This is a genomic window from Micromonospora nigra (assembly GCF_900091585.1).
GTDB lineage: Bacteria > Actinomycetota > Actinomycetes > Mycobacteriales > Micromonosporaceae > Micromonospora > Micromonospora nigra.
This window is the reverse complement of sequence record NZ_FMHT01000003.1, coordinates 457203-474577: the sequence shown is the minus strand read 5'-3', so window position 1 is coordinate 474577 and position 17375 is coordinate 457203. Positions and strand designations below refer to the sequence as shown.

General features: G+C 74.3%; 10 protein-coding genes. 3 read left to right on the top strand and 7 right to left on the bottom strand.

Annotation, left to right across the window (positions count from 1 at the left end; translation table 11 throughout):
* Nucleotides 1-116 precede the first annotated feature (116 nt).
* The 7 genes from GA0070616_RS02110 to GA0070616_RS02080 form a co-directional block, all read right to left on the bottom strand.
* Nucleotides 117-776, bottom strand: coding sequence for a hypothetical protein (locus tag GA0070616_RS02110; RefSeq protein WP_091075331.1), 660 nt, complete (start codon nucleotides 774-776; stop codon nucleotides 117-119).
* On the bottom strand, nucleotides 773-4147 hold the full coding sequence (locus GA0070616_RS02105) for a non-ribosomal peptide synthetase (RefSeq protein ID WP_091075327.1): 3375 nt from the start codon (nucleotides 4145-4147) through the stop codon (nucleotides 773-775). Before GA0070616_RS02105 ends, GA0070616_RS02110 begins: the two co-directional genes overlap by 4 nt.
* Nucleotide 4148: 1 nt before the next feature.
* The gene (locus tag GA0070616_RS02100) at nucleotides 4149-9671 is read right to left on the bottom strand and encodes a non-ribosomal peptide synthetase (protein WP_091075323.1); all 5523 of its coding nucleotides are present in this window, start codon (nucleotides 9669-9671) and stop codon (nucleotides 4149-4151) included.
* 21 nt (nucleotides 9672-9692) lie between these two features.
* Entirely contained in the window at nucleotides 9693-9914 is a 222-nt protein-coding gene (locus tag GA0070616_RS02095) for an MbtH family protein (protein WP_091075320.1), read from the bottom strand.
* Between the two features lie 71 nt (nucleotides 9915-9985).
* Nucleotides 9986-11284, bottom strand: coding sequence for an MFS transporter (locus tag GA0070616_RS02090; protein ID WP_091075316.1), 1299 nt, complete (start codon nucleotides 11282-11284; stop codon nucleotides 9986-9988).
* A 152-nt stretch (nucleotides 11285-11436) separates the two neighbouring features.
* On the bottom strand, nucleotides 11437-11883 hold the full coding sequence (locus tag GA0070616_RS02085) for a MerR family transcriptional regulator (protein ID WP_091075313.1): 447 nt from the start codon (nucleotides 11881-11883) through the stop codon (nucleotides 11437-11439).
* Entirely contained in the window at nucleotides 11883-13382 is a 1500-nt protein-coding gene (locus GA0070616_RS02080) for a SulP family inorganic anion transporter (RefSeq protein ID WP_091075309.1), read from the bottom strand. The genes GA0070616_RS02085 and GA0070616_RS02080 overlap by 1 nt, the downstream gene beginning before the upstream one ends.
* A gap of 608 nt (nucleotides 13383-13990) precedes the next feature.
* Here GA0070616_RS02080 and GA0070616_RS02075 point away from each other — a divergent pair.
* From GA0070616_RS02075 to GA0070616_RS02065, 3 genes are all read left to right on the top strand, one after another.
* The gene (locus GA0070616_RS02075; protein WP_091075305.1) at nucleotides 13991-15133 is read left to right on the top strand and encodes an FUSC family protein; all 1143 of its coding nucleotides are present in this window, start codon (nucleotides 13991-13993) and stop codon (nucleotides 15131-15133) included.
* A 114-nt stretch (nucleotides 15134-15247) separates the two neighbouring features.
* Nucleotides 15248-15682, top strand: a complete 435-nt coding sequence (locus GA0070616_RS02070; protein ID WP_091075300.1) for a MerR family transcriptional regulator — start codon at nucleotides 15248-15250, stop codon at nucleotides 15680-15682.
* Between the two features lie 90 nt (nucleotides 15683-15772).
* Entirely contained in the window at nucleotides 15773-17359 is a 1587-nt protein-coding gene (locus tag GA0070616_RS02065) for a peptide chain release factor 3 (protein ID WP_245712619.1), read from the top strand.
* Nucleotides 17360-17375 lie beyond the last annotated feature (16 nt).

Here is a 17375-nt window from a genome sequence, read left to right as displayed (position 1 = left end):
GTGTGCCCCCTCGAATCCCCAGTGGCCCGCCGCGCCGCCGCACATCGGCCGAAGTGGAACCACAGTAGATGAGTCGACAGGCCGAAACCAGGGGTCGACGGACGGGGCCGTGGACCTCAACCCGGCACGTCGCGCAGACTTTCGGCCAGCGCGTCAACCAGCCGTCCGTACGCCGCCCGGAGCTCGTCCGCGGTGCCCGTCGCACCGGCCCGGTTCGCCGCCGCCATGGCGTACGCGCGCACCAGAGCGGCCGGGTACGTCAGGGCGTACGCCGGCCCGTCCGCCCGCGCCAGGGCGGTCCCCAGCGCGTCGGCGTTCGCGATGGCGTTGGCGTCGGCGAACGCCTCGGCGTTGGCCCCGGTGCTCAGGTCGGCGTAGTGCGCGGCGAACTCCACCGCCTCGTCCGGGCCGTAACCGTTGGCGGTCGCGTACGCGTGGGCGTTGGCGTACGCCACCGACCGGGCATCGGCGTACGGGTAGGCGGCCCGGTACAACCCGCGCAGGGCCGGCCGGAGCGCGGCGTGCCACTCGTGCGCCCCGGCCCGGTCCCCGGCCAGCGCCCGTCGGAACAGGTCACCCACCGGCCGGCCGGCGTCACCGTCGGGTGTCGACGCGAGCACGCGGGCGTGCCAGTCGTACACCACCCGGAACGGCACCCGGCCGGCGAGCCGGTCGAGTTCGGCGTCCACCCGCCGCCGCCAGTGGGCCGGTGCGGTCTCGTGGCCCTCGGCGAGCGCGGCGAGCACCGCCGTCAGCCAGGCCGGCGGTTCGCTCATCCGTCCCACCTCGACGGCCGGTCCAGGTCGGCGAGCAGGTCGTCGACGTCGTCGTCGGTCAACGTGTCGAGGTAGCCCGCGCCGCCGGATCGAGCCGTGGCGTCGGTCCCCGCCGGCGCGGTGCCGGCGCGCGTCGCGGCGGCCCCCGGGTGCGTCGTGGCCCCGGCGGCGCTGACCGCGGCAGCCAGGCCGGCCACGGTCGGGTCGTCGAAGAGCGTCCGGACCGGCAGGTCCACCCCGTACGCCGTCCAGATCCGGGCCATCAGCTGGGTGGCCTTCACGGAGTGCCCGCCCAGGACGAAGAAGTTGTCGGCGACCCCCACCGGATCGGGCAGGCCCAGCAGGTCGGCCACCAGCGCCGCCAGTTCCCGCTCCATCGGGGTACGCGCAGCCACCGGCGCCGCACCGGAACCGACACCCGGTTCGGGCCGGGGCAGGGCGCGCAGGTCCAGCTTGCCGCGGGAGGTCCGGGGCAGCTCCGGCAGCGCCACCAGGACCGCCGGCACCATGTGGGCGGGCAGGAACCGGCGCGCGTACTCGGGCAACCCCGCCGGCGGTTCGGTCCCGGCCGGATCGGTGACCACGTAGCCGACCAGCCGCATGCCGTCGTTGTCCACGTCGGACATCGCCGTGACGACCGCGTCGCGGACCTGCGGGTGGCCGCGCAGCACCGCCTCGACCTCCGCCGTCTCGACCCGGAACCCGCGCACCTTCACCTGCCGGTCGGCCCGCCCCAGCGGCTCGATCCGCCCGTTCGGCAGCCACCTGCCCAGGTCCCCGCTGCGGTAGAGCCGGCCGCCGGGGGTGAACGGGTCGGGCACGAACCGTTCGGCGGTTCCGCCGGGTGCCCCGGCGTAGCCCCGGGCGACCCCCGCGCCGCCGATGCAGATCTCCCCGACCACGCCGGGCGGCACCGGCCGCAGCCACCTGTCCAGCACGTAGACCCGGCTGCCGGCGACGGCCGGGCCGAGATCCGGCGGCGCCGAACCCGGCTGCACCTGCGCCCCGGTCGAGTAGACGGTCGTCTCCGTCGGGCCGTACAGGTTCCACAGGCGCGTGCCCGGCTCCGCCAGGGCGTCGGCGAGGGCCCGGGGCAGCGCCTCCCCGCCGCTGAGGCGCAGCCGCACCCCGGCCGGCACCCCACCGGCCGCGACCAGCATCCGCCAGGTCGTCGGCGTCGCCTGGAGCATCGTGGCCCCGGTCGTGGTCAGCAGCCGCCGCAGCCGGTTGCCGTCGATCACGTCGTCGTCGCCGGCCACCACCACAGGTGCCCCGCACAGCAGCGGCAGGAGCAGGTCGAGCAGGGCGATGTCGAACGCGAACGGGCTCACCGACACGACCCGGTCGGCCGGCCCCAGCGGGATCAGCTCGCGGAAGGCGTGCAGCAGGTGCGCCACCGCGCCCTGGGTGACGGTGACGGCCTTCGGCCGCCCGGTGGACCCCGACGTGAACAGCACGTACGCCGCCGCCGTCGCCGGGACCGCACACGGCTGCCCCACCGCCGGTTCTGTCGCCGTGTCGTCGGGCGCCTCCCCCGCCGCCGTGTCGGCTGGTGGGTGGCCGGCGTCGTCTCGTCGTGCCGCTGCGGTCGCCTCCCCGGCCGTCAGGTCGAGCAGGGTCACCGACGCCGCCAGCTCGGCCAGCAGCGGCGCGGGGACGGCGCGGCTGTCGGTGACGACCACCCGTACCCCGGCGTCGGTGAGCATCCCGTGCAGCCGGTGCGGCGGGTGGGTCGGGTCGAGCGGCAGGTACGCCGCCCCGATCCACCAGACGCCCAGCAGCGCCGGGAGCGGTCGTGCTCCCCGGGGCAGGACGATGCCGACGGTGTCCTGGGCCCGCACGCCGAGCCCTCGCAGACCGGCGGCGATCCGGGCGGTGAGCCCGCGCAGTTCGGTCCCGGTCAGGGTCACGTCGTCGCCCCGGATCACCGTCCGGTCGCCGGCGTCGATCGTGGCCACCAGCGCCGCCGCGGTGCTTCCCGGTGGTGGGACCGACCCGGAGCCGGCCGCCGGCCACACCCGGGTGACGAGGTCCGCCGTCGCCGGGGCGAGAACGTCCACGTCGCAGACCCGGGTCTGCGGGGCGGTCGCCAGCGCGGTCAGGATCGCGGCCAGGGCGTCGGCGAGCCGGCCCGCGCCCTGCGGGGTGAACAGGTCGGTGAGATACCGCAGCGTCACGGTCAGCTCGTCGGGGCCGGTGACGGCGGCCAGTTCCAGTTCGAACTTGCCGGTGCCGGTGGGCACCAGCTCGGGCCGCCAGCGCAGCGCCCCCCGCCCGAACGGCGGCAGCGACTCCTCGACCGTGCACATCACCTGCACCAGCGGTGCCCGGGACGGGTGCCGCTGCGGCCGGCACAGCTCGACCACCCGCGCGAACGGCAGGTCCTGGTGGGCCTGGGCGCGGGCGGTGGCGGCGTGCAGCCGGTCGAGGAGTTCGGCGAGCGTCGGGTCACCGTGCAGCACCGCCCGGATCGCGACGGTGTTGGCGAACAGGCCGAGCATCGGTTCGGTCTCGATGCGGGTGCGTCCGGCCACCGGCACGCCGACGAGCACCTCGTCGGCGCCGCTGAGCCGGGACAGCAGTGCCGCGTACGCGGTCAGCAGGACGGTGAACAGCGTGCTGCCCCGTGCGCCGGCCAGGCGACGCAGCGCCCCGGCCAGCTCCCCGTCGACCGGCACCGCCACCTCGGCGGCGGCCGGCGACAACCGGTCGGGGTACGGGTGGTCGACCGGCAGCGGCACCTCCGGTGGGGCGCCGGCCAGTTCGGCCGGCCAGAAACGTTCCGCCTCGGCGTGGCCGCCCGCGTCGGCGTGCTCCCGCTCCCAGAGGGCGAAGTCCGCGTACTGCAGGGGCGGCTCGACCGAGGCGGCCGGCCGGCCGGCGCGCAACGCCTCGTAGTCGGCGGAGAGTTCGTCGAACAGCAGCCGCATCGACCAGCCGTCGACGATCGCGTGGTGCGCCACCAGCGCCAGGACGTGCCGCTGCGGGCCGAGCCGCAGCAGCCGCACCCGGGTCAACGGGCCACGCTCCAGCGGCAACGGGGTGCGGGCGTGCTCCCGCAGCGCGGTGCGGGCCGCCGCCTCCCGGTCCGCCTCCGGCAGGTGGTCGAGCAGCACGACCTCAAGGGCGGACGCGCGGGCACTCTCGTCGATCACCTGGACCGGTCGCCCGCCGTTGGCCCGGAAGGTGGTGCGCAGGATCTCGTGCCGCCGCACCACCGCCGCCCAGGCCCCGTCGAGGGCGGCGGTGTCCAGGAAGCCGTCCAGCCACACCGCCCACCCGACGTGGTAGGTCGGCTGGCCCGGGTCCAACTGGTCGAGCAGCCACATCCGCCGCTGCGCCGCCGACGCCGGGAACTCGAAGACCGACATGTCAGCGCACCGTCCCGTCGACCGCGACCACCCGCAGCTCGGCGGTGTACCGGCCGTCGGGCCCGGTGAGCCAGAGCTGGTCCGGCGCCGGCAACATCTCCACCACCCCGACCGTGGCACCGTCGCCGCCGTGCCGGCGGGCGCGGCGCACCGAGCGGGCCACCAGGTCGACCGAGGCGAGGCTGGTCAGGTCGGCGTGGACCGGTTTCCGCTCGCCGGCGCAGCGCAGGAACACGTGGCGCGGCAGGCCGTGCCCGCCGGCCCAGGCCCGCACCTGCCGGAACCGCAGCGCCTCGTCGCGGGTCTCGGCGAAGGCCAGGTCGGCGGCGGTGAACGTCCACGACTCGCGGCTGACCACGAGGGAGTCGATGGTGACCCTGGGCTGGTGCGCCGCCGGGGGCAACACGCGGAAGAGCTGCGACAGCCCGGCACCGACCACGTCACCGAGGACGTGCATCAGGTCCACGTCGATCCGTCCGTCGCGCGACCGCACCCGCAGCCCGCCGGCCGTCCCGACCAGGTCGCACTCGCCGACCCGCAGGCTCCGGCGCGGGTCGTGCCCGAACGAGTCGTGCGCGAACACGAGCCGAATGTCGTCGGGCCCGGTCAGGGCGTTGCTCTGCCGGGTCGGCACGCCACCCTCCTGGCCGGTCTCGGCGGGATAGACCGCCCCGGCGCCCACGTCCCGGGTCTGCGCGGCGCGCAGCGCGTCAGCGTCGGGGTGGTAGGCCACCCAGGTGGCGTACCGCAGCGTGTTGACGCCCGGGTGCAGCTCGCCCAGCACCCACTCGTCGCCGGCCCGCATCAGGTCCGGGCTGTGCTGCCGCGCGGTCGGCCAGCCGGGCCGGCCCGGCGGGAAGGCGGCGGCCACCGCCGGCGCCAGTTCCGCCGCCGTGAGCCGGACCCGCCGCCGGCCCGCCGGCAGCGTCAGGACGTCGGCCCAGCGCCGGTGCAGCGCGGTGGTGAGCAGGGCGGTCAGCCGTTGCGGCGGGTGGAACAGCGCCTCGCCGGCCAGCAGCCAGAAGTCGGCCAGCGGAACCACGTCGGTGCCCAGCTCGGCGGCCCGCCGCTGGTAGATCTCGGCACAGAGTCGCTGGTAGAGCGTCGCGCCGGCGGCGGTGAACCACCGCGCGCCGGCCAACACCAGGCCGAGCGCGTCGCGGATCCCGTCCAGGCTCGCCTCGCCGACACCGACCGTGCCGGCCCGCAGGCACTCCTCGTAGACGGGCGTGCGCCCGGCGTACATCGTGCCGGCCCGCCGGGTGGCCGGGACGCCGGCCAGCCGGGTGAAGGTGGCCTCCAGGCCGGCCATCGCGGTGGTCAACCCGTCCGGGTCACCGGCGGTCGCGGCCAGCGCGTCCCGGGCGGCGCAGAGCTCGTCGAGGGCGGCGAGCGCGGGCGCGCGGACGGCCTCGTCGGTGACCCGGCTCAGTTGGTCCCGCATGGTGCGCTCCGGCCGGGTGTCGTGTGGTGCCACCTCCGGCTGCCAGGCGATCCGGTGGGCTGTCGCCAACGCCTCCAACACCTGGTACACCTCCTGTGTCGACCGCAGGCCCGACCCCGGGTCGGCCAGCACCGTCTCGGCGACCCCGTTGGCGTCGCGGACCCCGTCGCAGGCGCGCAACACCGCGGCCTCGGCGTCGCGCAACCGCACCGGTGCGGCGAGCGGCACCCGCAGCGTCGTCCCGGCCAGGTCCAGGAACGGCATGAGTCGGGGTACGAGCCACGGACGCAGCCGGACCGCGTAGGGCGCCAGCACCGCCGCGACCGCCCAGCCCTCCAGGTAGACCGTCCGTTCGGCGAGCAGCGCCGGTGGCTCCGTGGCGTCGACCCGGACACCCGCACCCGGCTCGATCCGCGCCCAGCCGACCGGACCGAAGAACCCGATGGTGTCGTTCTTCGCGCAGTAGCGCTGGAGGTAGCTGGTGACCAGTGCCTCGTGCTGGCGGTGCTTGGTGTTGCGGGTCGGGTTCCCGGGGCCCCGTCGCAGCAGCGCGTCGACGCCGGTGCGCAGCGCGTGCGGGTTCTGCCAGGCCACCGCCTCGCGGAACCGGGGGTGGGCCGCCACCGCGTGCAGCGCGACGGTGAGCCGACTGACCGCGTCCGGGTAGACGGCCGCGTACGCCGCCTCGGCGCGGGCGACATCGGCCGGGTCGCCGCCGGCCTGGGCCGCCACCACCCGGTCGGCGGCGGCGGCCAGTTCCGTGTCGCCCAGCGGGGCCAGCAGGTCGACGGGGAGGCCGGCACCGCGCAGGCAGACGGTTCGCCACAGGGCCCACCCGTCGGTCAACCGGGCCAGGTGGTCGGGCCGGTCCCGCCCGCTGCGGTGCGGGACGCGGTCGCGGCGGCGCAGCATCGGACCGGCCTGCCCCTGACCGCCCAACTCCGGGCGGGTCGCCGCGTCGATCGACGCCGCCGTCGCGGCCAGCGTCGGTGCCCGGTAGAAGGGGCCCACGCCCAACTCGACGCCGAACGCCTCACGGATCCGGAACATCAACCGGGTGACCGTCAGCGAGTTGCCGCCGAGGGCGAAGAAGCTGCTGTCCCGTCCGATGCTCGCGGCCGGTCGCCCGCCGGGCAGCAGCCGGGACCACAGCCCCGCCAACCGGTGTTCGGTCGGCGAGGCGGGGCCGGCGACCTCCGGATCCTCCTGCGCGAAGTCGGGTGCCGGCAGCGCCGCCCGGTCGACCTTCCCGTGGGCGGTCAGCGGCAGCCGGTCGAGGACGACGAACGCGGCCGGCACCAGGTGCGCCGGCAGCCGGGCGGCGACGTGGTCCCGCAGGCCCGCCGGGGTCGGGGCCGCCGCGCCGGCCGGCGTGACGTAGCCGACCAGGTGACGCTGCGCCCCGTCGCCCCGCACACCCACCGCCGCCGCCGCGACCTGCGGGTGGGCCCTGAGCACCGCCTCGACCTCGCCCGGTTCGACCCGGAACCCCCGGATCTTCACCTGGTCGTCGCGGCGGCCGAGGAACTCCAGCACCCCGTCCGCGCGCCAGCGGACGACGTCACCGGTGCGGTAGAGGCGCTCGCCGGGCACCTGTGGATCCGGCACGAACGACCGGGCGGTCGCCGCCGGATCGCCGAGGTAGCCGCGGGCCAGCCCGTCGCCGCCCGTGCACAGCTCACCCGCGACCCCGACCGGCACCGGCCGGCCGTCGGCGTCGAGCACGTGGACGGTGGTCTGCGGCACGGGACGGCCGATCGGCACCCGGTCACCCACCGGCCCGTCGCCGGCCATCAGGTGACAACTGGTCAACGTCGTGTTCTCGGTCGGCCCGTACGCGTTGACCAACGGCAGCCCGCCGCGCGCGGCGAGTACGGCGCGGACCGTGCCCGGGTCGGCCACGTCCCCGCCGGTGAGGAGCTGCCGGACTCCCGCCAACGCCGTGGCGTCGGCCTCGGCGAGCTGCCGGAACAGCCCGGCGGTGAGGAAGGCGACGGTCACCCCGCCGGTGCGGATCAGCGTGGTCAGCCGGGTGAGGTCCACCGGATCCGGCGGCGCGACCACCGCCGTGGCGCCGGTCAGCAGTGCACCCCAGATCTCCCAGGTGGAGGCGTCGAACGCGGTCGGGGCGAACTGGAGCAGCCGCTCGCCGGGGCCGAGGGTGGCGAAGTCCGGGCCGGTCACCAGCCGCACCACGCCCCGGTGGGTGATCCCGACCCGCTTGGGTGCCCCGGAGGAGCCGGAGGTGTGCAGGACGCAGGCGAGCTGCAACGGGTGGATCCGCGGCGGCGGCCCGGCCGGCGTCGGTGCTGCGGTGCCGCCGCCCGGACCGGCCGGCGCGTCGACGTCGAGCATCCGGACCGGACCCAGGTCGGGCAGGTCGGCGGCGATCGCGGGGTTGGTCAGCAGCAGGCGGGCACCGCTGGCCGCGAGGATGCCCGCGATCCGGGCGGGTGGGGACGCCGGATCCACCGGAAGGTAGGCCCCGCCTGCCTTGAGCACGCCCAGCAGGGCCCGGATCAGCGGTTCGCCCCGGGGCAGCAGCACCGCGACGGGGTCGTCCCCGGTCACCCCGTGGCCGCGCAGCGTCCAGGCCAGCCGGTCGGCCGCCCGGTCCAGCTGCGCGTACGAGACCGTGCGGTCGCCGACCACCAGCGCGGTGGCGGCCGGGTCGTCGGCGACGCGCGCCGCGAAGACCTCGGGGACGGACCGGTCGCGGGGATAGGGCCGCCGGGTGGCGTTCCAGGTGGCGCGCAGTGGCGCCTCCCGGGCGGCGCCGAGATCCAGCTCGGCCAGGCGGGTGTCCGGCCGACCGGCCACCTCGAGCACGGTGTGGTGCAGTTGCGCGAGGATCCGCCGCGCCGAGGCGGTCAGCAGCCCGGTGGCGTCCCACGTCACGCCCAGGCGCAGCTCCGGTTCGTCGAAGGCGTGCACCGTCAGCGGATAGCCGGGCATCCGGTGGACGCGGGCCGTGTGTCGCGCCGGCTCCGGCCCGCCCTCGGCCAGGGCGGTGGCCAGCCGCTGCCGTTCGAACACCAGGAGGGTGTCCAGCAGTGGTGTGTCGGGTGCCAGGCCTGCCCGGTCGAGGATGGCGTGCAGCGGTGTGAGCTGGTGTTCCCGGATCCGCCGGATCCGGTCGGCCACGTCGGCGAGGAACTTCCGCACCGTCCATTCCGGATCACACCGGATCCGCAGGGGCACCGTGTTGATCAGCAGCCCGAGGATCTGCTCGGCGTCCGGGACGCTGTCGTACCGGCAGGATCTGGTGACCGCGAAGGTGACGTCGTCGACCCCGCCGTAGCCGCCGCGCAGCAGCGCCCAGGCCGCGTGGACCACCGCGCTGACACCGGCCCCGGCCGTCGCGGCGGCGGCGCGGAGCCGGTCGGAGTCCTGCCGGGTCAGGACGACCTCGTGGGTGGCCGGCACGCCGCGTGCGCCGGGGGCCGGGTCGAGGCGACCCGGAAGCGCCCTGGGCAGCGGAACCCCGGCGAGGTGTTCCTGCCAGAACGCGTCGTCGGTGGACGGCTCGGGCCCGCCCGTGCGGGCGGCCCCGGCGACCGTGCCGCCCGACCAGTGCACGAAGTCCGCGAACGGCGGCCGGCGTGGCGGGTCCGGCAGCCGGCCCGCCCGACGCGCGGCGTAGTCGGCGAGGACCTCGTCGAGCAGCATCCGGGTGGAGCGACCGTCGAGGATCGCGTGGTGGAAGGTGACGACGACGTGGTGGTCGGCCAGCGTGGTGACCCGGAGCAGGGGCGCCCGACCGACGTCGAAGGGTTCGTACCGGTCGATGGGGAGGAAGTCGTCGACCGGCGAGTCCCGCCACCGCAGGTCGGCGGCCACGGTGGACGGTACGACCTGGACCACGCCGTGGTCACCGTCGACCTCGAAGGCCGTCCGCAGCACCGCGTGCCGGTCGGTCGCGGCCTGCCAGGCGGCGGTGAGGGCGTCCCGGTCCGGCGGACCGTCCCACCTGATCGTGACCTGCTGGACGTCGACGCCCGCACCGGGTTGCCGGAGGGTCTGTAGCACCATGCCGCGTTGCACGGCGAGGGCCGGGTACCGCTGGAGACTGTCGTTCATGCGCCCTCGTCCGGTGCGGCGTCAGCCGGTGGCCGCGTTCGCGTCCATCCAGCGCCGCAACGACAGCGGTCGCATGTCCGTCCACACCTCGTCGATCCGGGCGAGGCACTCGTCGCGGGTGCCGGTGGTGCCCTCGCGCCGCCAGCCGGCGGGCAGTTCCCGGTCGTCCCACCAGATGGAGAACTGTTCCTCGTCGTTCACCACCACGGCATACGTGCGGGTGTCGTCGTCGTCAGCGCTCATCGGACCCCCTTCGCCGGGAAGGATTCCAGTCGCGTCGATTCAGTGTCAAGGAGCCGTCCGGAGGTCCGCCGTCAGGCGGAGGCGGGTCGTCCGGCGGTCTCGGCGTCCGGTTCGGACGCTGCCGGCGGGATGGCGGTGGGCCCGCCGGTCCGGGGTGTCCGAGCGACCCAGCCGACGGCCGGGCCGGCGGCGAGCGCGCAGCCCACGAAGATCGCCGCGACGACCCACCAGCCCCAACCCCCGGTCTGGATCGCGAGGAGGGTCAGGCCGACCGGCGCGAAGATGTCCGCCGTCGAACTGATGGTCTGGGCCGCGCCGAGGTACACCCCCCGCGACGCGGCGGGCGGCACGTTGGTCTGGAAGAACCACAGGGCCGCCGAGAACCACAGCTCGGTGGTCGTCACCAGCACCACGACGCCCATGAGCACGACGATGGTCCATCCGCCGCCGGTGCGGCCCGCGAGCGCGGCCACGGGGCAGGCGACCGCGGTGACCAGCGCGCCCCGCCGGATCAGGCGGGCCGCGCCGGGTAGCGAGGTCGCCCCGCGCGCCGCCGGCACCTGCAGGCTGATCACCAGCAGCGTGTTGAGGGCCAGCATCGCGCCGAGCAACGGCTTCGGGGCGTCGGTGTGGGTGATTGCCCACAGCGGCAGGATCTCCACGAGGATCACCGAGTGGAACATCATGACGGCGAGCAGCGCGGCGGTCGTGACGTAGGGCAGGTCCTTCAGGGCCGCCCACCGCGAGCCGGTGGCCGCCCGGTCGTGGCGCACCACCGGTGCGGCCGGGAGCCGGGTCACGAGGCCGGCATTGAGCAGGGACAGCGCCGAGTTGAGCAGCACCATGGCGACGAGCGCGGCGGCGGTGTCGAACGCCAGCGCCAGGGCACCGAGGCCGGTGCCGACGGTGAACCCGGCGTTGAGGTAGGAGCGCGCGTACGCCATCGTGCGCACCCGGTCCTGCGCCGGCATGGCGGCGGCGGTGTAGATGGTGCGTCCGGCGTTGGCGAACGAGTCGGTGACGGCGGCCACCACCATCAGGATCGCGAAGCCCGCGAAGGACGTCACGAGCGGATAGGCGGCGAAGGTCAGCGCCGAACCGAGCGCGCCGACGGCCCAGGACCGCTGCCCGCCGATCCGGTCGGCCAGCGCGCCCAGCGGCAGGGAGGTGACCACCCCGGCGAGCCCGGCGATCGAGAAGCCGATCCCGATCTGCACCGGGCTCAGCCCGAGAACCTCGGTGAAGAACACGATGCTGCCGGTGAGGAAGGTGCCGCTGCCGACGGCGACCATGGCGGACCGGTACGCGATGGCCCGGGGCAGCCCGGGTGGTGGCAGGAGCCGGGACACGGCGAATCGGTGACCGTCCATGGTGCCGGTCAGGCTACCCGGCAGGCCGCCCCCGGCAGCACCCGGCGATCGGGTCGCTCGTGCCGGCCGCCGGGCCCCCGGAAGCCACGGGGTTCAGGCCCGTTCGCGGTGACTGCGGTGGAGGCCCGGCCGCACCGGGTGACGTCACCCGGTCAGCGGGGGGACGTGTGCTGGTCGAGCTGGTGGCGCAGGGTGTCGGCGAAACCCGTGGCGGCGGCCAACTGCTCACGCAGCGCGGTCACCCGGGCGGTGGCGACGGTGTGGAACATGCCGAGCCGGTCGAGCAGGGCCGGCCGGTCGTCCGGGTCGGCGGTGGGCAGGGCGTCGAGGACGCCGAGCAGGTCCCGCATCTCGTCGAGGGTGAAGCCGAGCGGTTTCATCCGCTTGACCACGGCGAGTCGGTCGAGGTCCGGCTCGGTGTAGAGGCGGAAGCCGCCCTCGCTGCGCGCGGACGGGACGATCAGCCCGGCGTCCTCGTAGTGCCGGATGGTGCGGATGCTCAGTCCGACGCGGTCGGCGGCCTCGCCGATCTGCATCAGCCGGCCGGCGGCCGGGCCGCAGGAGTGCTGCGGCCCGGTGTCCCGCAGGGCGTCCGGCATCAGTGGCCCGCGCTGAGGGTGCCGGCGAGGGTGCCGTGGATGGCGGCGCTGCTCTTGTTCAGCTCGATGATCTCGACGGTCTTGCCGCGGGCGGCGTACTTCGTGGTGATCGCGTCGAGGGCCGCGACGGACGAGGCGTCCCACACGTGGGCGTGGGTCATGTCGATGATCACGTTCTCCGGGTCGTTGGCGTAGTCGAACTGGTAGACCAGGTCGTTGCTGGAGGCGAAGAACAGTTCGCCGTGCACGGAGTAGATGCGGGTGCCGCCGTCGGGGTCCAGCACGCTGGTGACCTCGACGAGGTGGGCGACCCGGCGGGCGAAGATCACCATGGCGGTGAGGACGCCGATGATCACGCCGATGGCCAGGTTGTGGGTGGCGAGCACCGCGCCGACGGTGGTGACCATGACCAGGGTCTCGCCCAACGGCATCCGCTTGAGGGTGGCGGGGGCGACGGAGTGCCAGTCGAAGGTGGCGACGGCGACGATGATCATCACGGCGACGAGGGCGGCCATCGGGATCACCGCGACCACGTCGCCGAGGCTGACCACCAGGATGAGCAGGAAGACACCGGCCAGGAACGTCGACAGGCGGGTGCGGGCGCCGGAGGCCTTCACGTTGATCATCGTCTGGCCGATCATGGCGCAGCCGCCCATGCCGCCGAAGAAGCCGGTGACGATGTTGGCGACACCCTGGCCCCAGGATTCGCGGGTCTTGTTGGAGTGGGTGTCGGTGATGTCGTCGACCAGCTTCGCGGTCATCAGCGACTCCATCAGCCCGACCAGCGCCACACCCAGGGCGTAGGGGGCGATCAGGGTCAGGGTGTCCATCGTCCACGGGATCTGCGGCAGGCCGAGGGTCGGCAGGCTGTTCGGCAGCTCGCCCTGGTCGCCGACGGTGGGCACGGCCATGCTCGCGCCGACGGTGATGACCGTCAACACGATGATCGCCACCAGCGGGGCCGGCACGGCCCTGGTGAGCCGGGGGAGTCCGACCATGATCACCAGGGCGAGCGCGACGAGCGGGTAGACCAGCCACGGTACGCCGAGCAGGTAGGGGACCTGGGCGGCGAAGATCAGGATGGCGAGGGCGTTGACGAAGCCGACCATGACGCTGCGCGGGATGAACCGCATCAGCTTCGCCACCCCGAGGACCGCGAGGAGCACCTGGATGACGCCGCCGAGGATCACCGCGGCGATCAGGTAGTCCAGGCCGTGTTCCTTGGCCAGCGGGGCGACGACCAGAGCGATCGCGCCGGTCGCGGCGGAGATCATCGCCGGGCGTCCGCCGCAGATGGCGATGACCACGGCCATGGTGAACGAGGCGAACAGCCCGACCCGGGGGTCGACCCCCGCCAGGATGGAGAAGCTGATCGCCTCGGGGATCAGGGCCAGGGCGACGACCAGACCGGCGAGGACCTCCGTGCGGAACACCTTCGGCGACAGCCAGGACGGGCGGGACAGACGCGGTCGGCCGACCGCGGACAGCACAGAAGACATCAGCCGTTTCCGCTCGGGGTGCGCGTGCCGGGCACACACACGATGCCGTACCCGCCAGGGCACGGCGATTGACCTGCACACAACTACCGGTCGGAGGTTTCCGGACCGTTTCCGGGCACCGTCGCCCGGGAGAAGACCGCGAGGGGCCGACAGCCGCATCTCGACGACCTGCACCCGAACCTACCGTCCGGTGAGGGTAGAGTTCGTTCCTACGTGATGATCATCACCGGGCGTGTCGACGGGGAGCGCCGCTCGGGTTATGCCAGCGTGACGCGAGCGCGGCCACGGCATCCGCGACGTCGCTGATCGCCCCGACATGGCCCGCCAGGGCTGGTACACGGTGCTGAAATGGACCGGCGACGCGGGGCCCGCACGGTGGAGGGGGACCTGGGGGTGCGGTGCCCCGGCGGGCACAAGGCCCGACGCCGAACGCCCGCGTGCAGTGGATCGGCGGGCGGTCACCGCGGCACGAGGAGCCCACCCGCGTCAGTCTCCTCGCCCGTGAAACGACCCTCACGTGATGGTGGTGGTGCGCAGTGGTGACCCCTACAGGGGAACTCCGGCCGCTCGGTCCGTGCCGTGACTTGGGGACGCCTAGCGTGTGAGCCGTGACGAAGCCCAGCGGCGGGGGAGCGCGGGTGGGCGGCGGCACGACCGGGCTGCGGGCTCGCGCAGCCGAAGGTCTGCGGGAGCGGTTGCAGCGGCTGCGCGCTCTGGCGGTCGTCGTGCTGCAGACCTCGGTCGCCGCCGCCGTGTCATGGACGATCGCCAGCCGCCTCGTCGGTAATCCGGAGCCCGTGTTCGCCCCGATCTCCGCGGTGATCACCCTGGGAATCTCCACGGGGCAGCGGTACCGTCGCGCGGTCGAGTTGGTCCTCGGGGTGGCGCTGGGCGTCGCCGTCGGCGACGCGCTCATCTGGTTCATCGGCACCGGCGGCTGGCAGATCGGCGTGGCGGTGGCGCTGGCGATGGTCGCCGCCGTGGCTGCCGGCGGTAGCGCCGCCGTGGTTGCTCAGTCGGCCGCTTCGGCGGTGCTGATCGCCACTCTCACCCCACCCACCGAGGGCATCTACTTCTCCCGCGTCGTCGACGCCCTGATCGGTGGCGTGGTCGCCCTGGTCGTGATGGCGGTGCTGCTGCCGGTCGACCCGCTGACCGTGGTGTCCCGGGCCGCCAAGCCCGCCCTCGGCGTCCTGATCGACGGCCTGCGCGGCGCCGCCCGTGGTCTGCGCGAGCAGGACGTGGCGTTCGCTGACGACGCACTGACGCTGCTGAGCGAAGGCGAGGGCAAGCTGAGCGAGTTCCACCGGATCCTGCCCGAGGGGCAGGAGGCGGCGACGATGGCACCGCTGCGCTGGCACGCCCGCGGCGCCCTGCGCCGCTATCTCGAATCGGCCGAGTACCTCGAACGCTCGATCCGCAACGCCCGGGTGCTCGCCCGCCGGACGGTGACGCTGCTGCGCGACGGCGAACCCGCCCCGCCGCCACTCGGCGAGGCGGTGGCCGCACTGGCCGACGCCGCCGACGTCATCCGTCACGATCTCGGCCGGGGGCACGCGCCTTCGGGGGCCACCGACCTGCTGCGTCGCGCCGTACGCGCGGCGAGCGCCGCCCACCAGCAGGGTCTGGGCTTCTCCGGTAACGTCGTGGTGGCGCAGGTCCGGGCGATCGCCACCGACCTGCTCGGCACCACCGGGCTGACCCACGATGAGGCGGACCGCGACGTGCGCCGCGCTGGTGGTGTCCTCTAGGGCCGCTGAGGCCGCACCGTGCGCACCCTTCCGTGAGGGTAGGGTTGCGGTTCAGTTGGGCGGCCGGTGGGAGGTCCGCCGGGTCGCGGGCACGATCGGAGCGGGGCGGACGCCATGGGTGACGGCGCACTGATGCAGATCGGCGAGGTGGCCGAGCGGACGGGGCTGAGCCTGCGGACGATCCGTTACTACGAGGAGGTGGGCCTGGTGGTCCCCTCCGCCCGCAGCCAGGGCGGCTTCCGCCTCTACACCGACGCCGACGTGGACCGGCTCCAGGTGGTCAAGCGGATGAAGCCGCTGGAGTTCACCCTGGAGCAGATGCGCGATCTGCTGGCGATCGTCGACCGGCTGTCCACCGATGTCCGACAGGGCAGGGCCGAGCGGGAAGAACTGCTCGACACCCTCGCCGGCTACCGCGAAGCCGTCCACGAGCGCTGCGCGGCGCTGCGGGCGCAGCTCGCCACCGCGGAGGAGTTCGCCGCCACCCTCACCAGCCACATCGACGCGCTTCGGGAGTCCGCCGCCCCCCGCGCCGCGACCGGCAACTGATCCTTGCCGCCCCCACGCGGGTGGGCAACCCTCACGTGAGGGTATGTTGTGACGACTGATCGGGCCGGAGAGGGGGATGCGGTGCCAGGGGTGGCAACGACGTCCCTCGTCGCCGCCGAAGCGGCCCGACGGCGGACGTTCGCGGTGATCTCCCATCCCGACGCCGGGAAGTCCACCATCACCGAGGCACTCGCCCTGCACGCCCAGGTGATCGGCGAGGCCGGTGCCGTACACGGCAAGACCGGCCGCAAGGGCGTGGTCTCCGACTGGATGGCCATGGAACAACAACGTGGCATCTCCATCACCTCCGCCGTACTGCAGTTCGCCTACCGCGACCTCGTCGTCAACCTGCTCGACACCCCCGGTCACGCCGACTTCTCCGAGGACACCTACCGGGTCCTCACCGCCGTGGACTGCGCCGTGATGCTCCTCGACGCCGCCAGGGGACTCGAACCGCAGACCCTGAAACTGTTCGAGGTCTGCCGCGCCCGCCGCACCCCCGTCATCACCTTCATCAACAAGTGGGACCGCCCCGGCCGTGAACCCCTCGCCCTGCTCGACGAGATCGAAGAGCGGACCAACCTCCGCCCCACCCCGATCACCTGGCCCGTCGGCATCGCCGGACACTTCCACGGCGTCGTCGACCGTCGCACCGGCGAGATGACCGCCTTTCACCGCACCCCCGGCGGTGCCACCGCCGCCATCGAGGAACACCTCGCCCCCGCCGAGGCGGCCCACCGACACGGCGAGGACTGGCACCGCGCCACCGAGGAACTCGACCTGCTCACCCTCACCGGCGCCGGCCACGACCAGGACGCCTTCGCCGCCGCCACCACCACGCCCGTGCTCTTCGGCGCCGCCGTCGCCAACTTCGGTGTCCGGCAGCTGCTCGACGTCCTCGCCACCCACGCCCCCACCCCTCAACCCCGGCCCGACACCAGCGGCACACCGCGATCCGTCGACGCGCCCTTCGCCGGCTTCGTCTTCAAGATCCAGGCCAACATGAACAAGGCCCACCGCGACCAGGTCGCCTTCGTACGGATCTGTTCCGGCCGGTTCACCCGCGGCATGACCGTCACCCACGCCACCACCGGCCGGCCCTTCGCCACCAAGTACGCGCAGCAGATGTTCGGCGCCGACCGGGAAACCATCGACGAGGCGTACCCCGGCGACGTGATCGGCCTCGTCAACGCCACCGCGCTGAGCATCGGCGACACCCTGCACGACGGTCCCCCGGTGACCTTCCCTCCGCTGCCCTCGTTCGTCCCCGAACACTTCGCGGTCCTGCGAGCCGCCGACACCTCCACCTTCAAACGCTTCCGCCGCGGCGTCGAGCAGCTCGACGCCGAAGGAGTCGTCCAGGTTCTCCGCTCCGACCGCCGGGGCGACCAGGCCCCGGTCCTCGCGGCTGTCGGTCCGATGCAGTTCGAGGTCGCCGTCGCCCGCCTCGACGCCGAGTTCAACGTCACCACCCACCTCGAACACCTGCCCTACCAGGTGGCCCGCCGCACCGACCCGGCCAGCGAGGAACGCCTACGCGGCCAGCCCGACGCCGAAGTCCTCACCCGGGTGCGTGACGGCGTCCTGCTCGCACTGTTCACCAGCGGGTGGCGCATGGGCTCCATCGCCGACCGGCAACCCGGGCTCACCCTCGACCCGCTCCTGCCGGCAGGTTGACGAAGCCGGCAGAGGT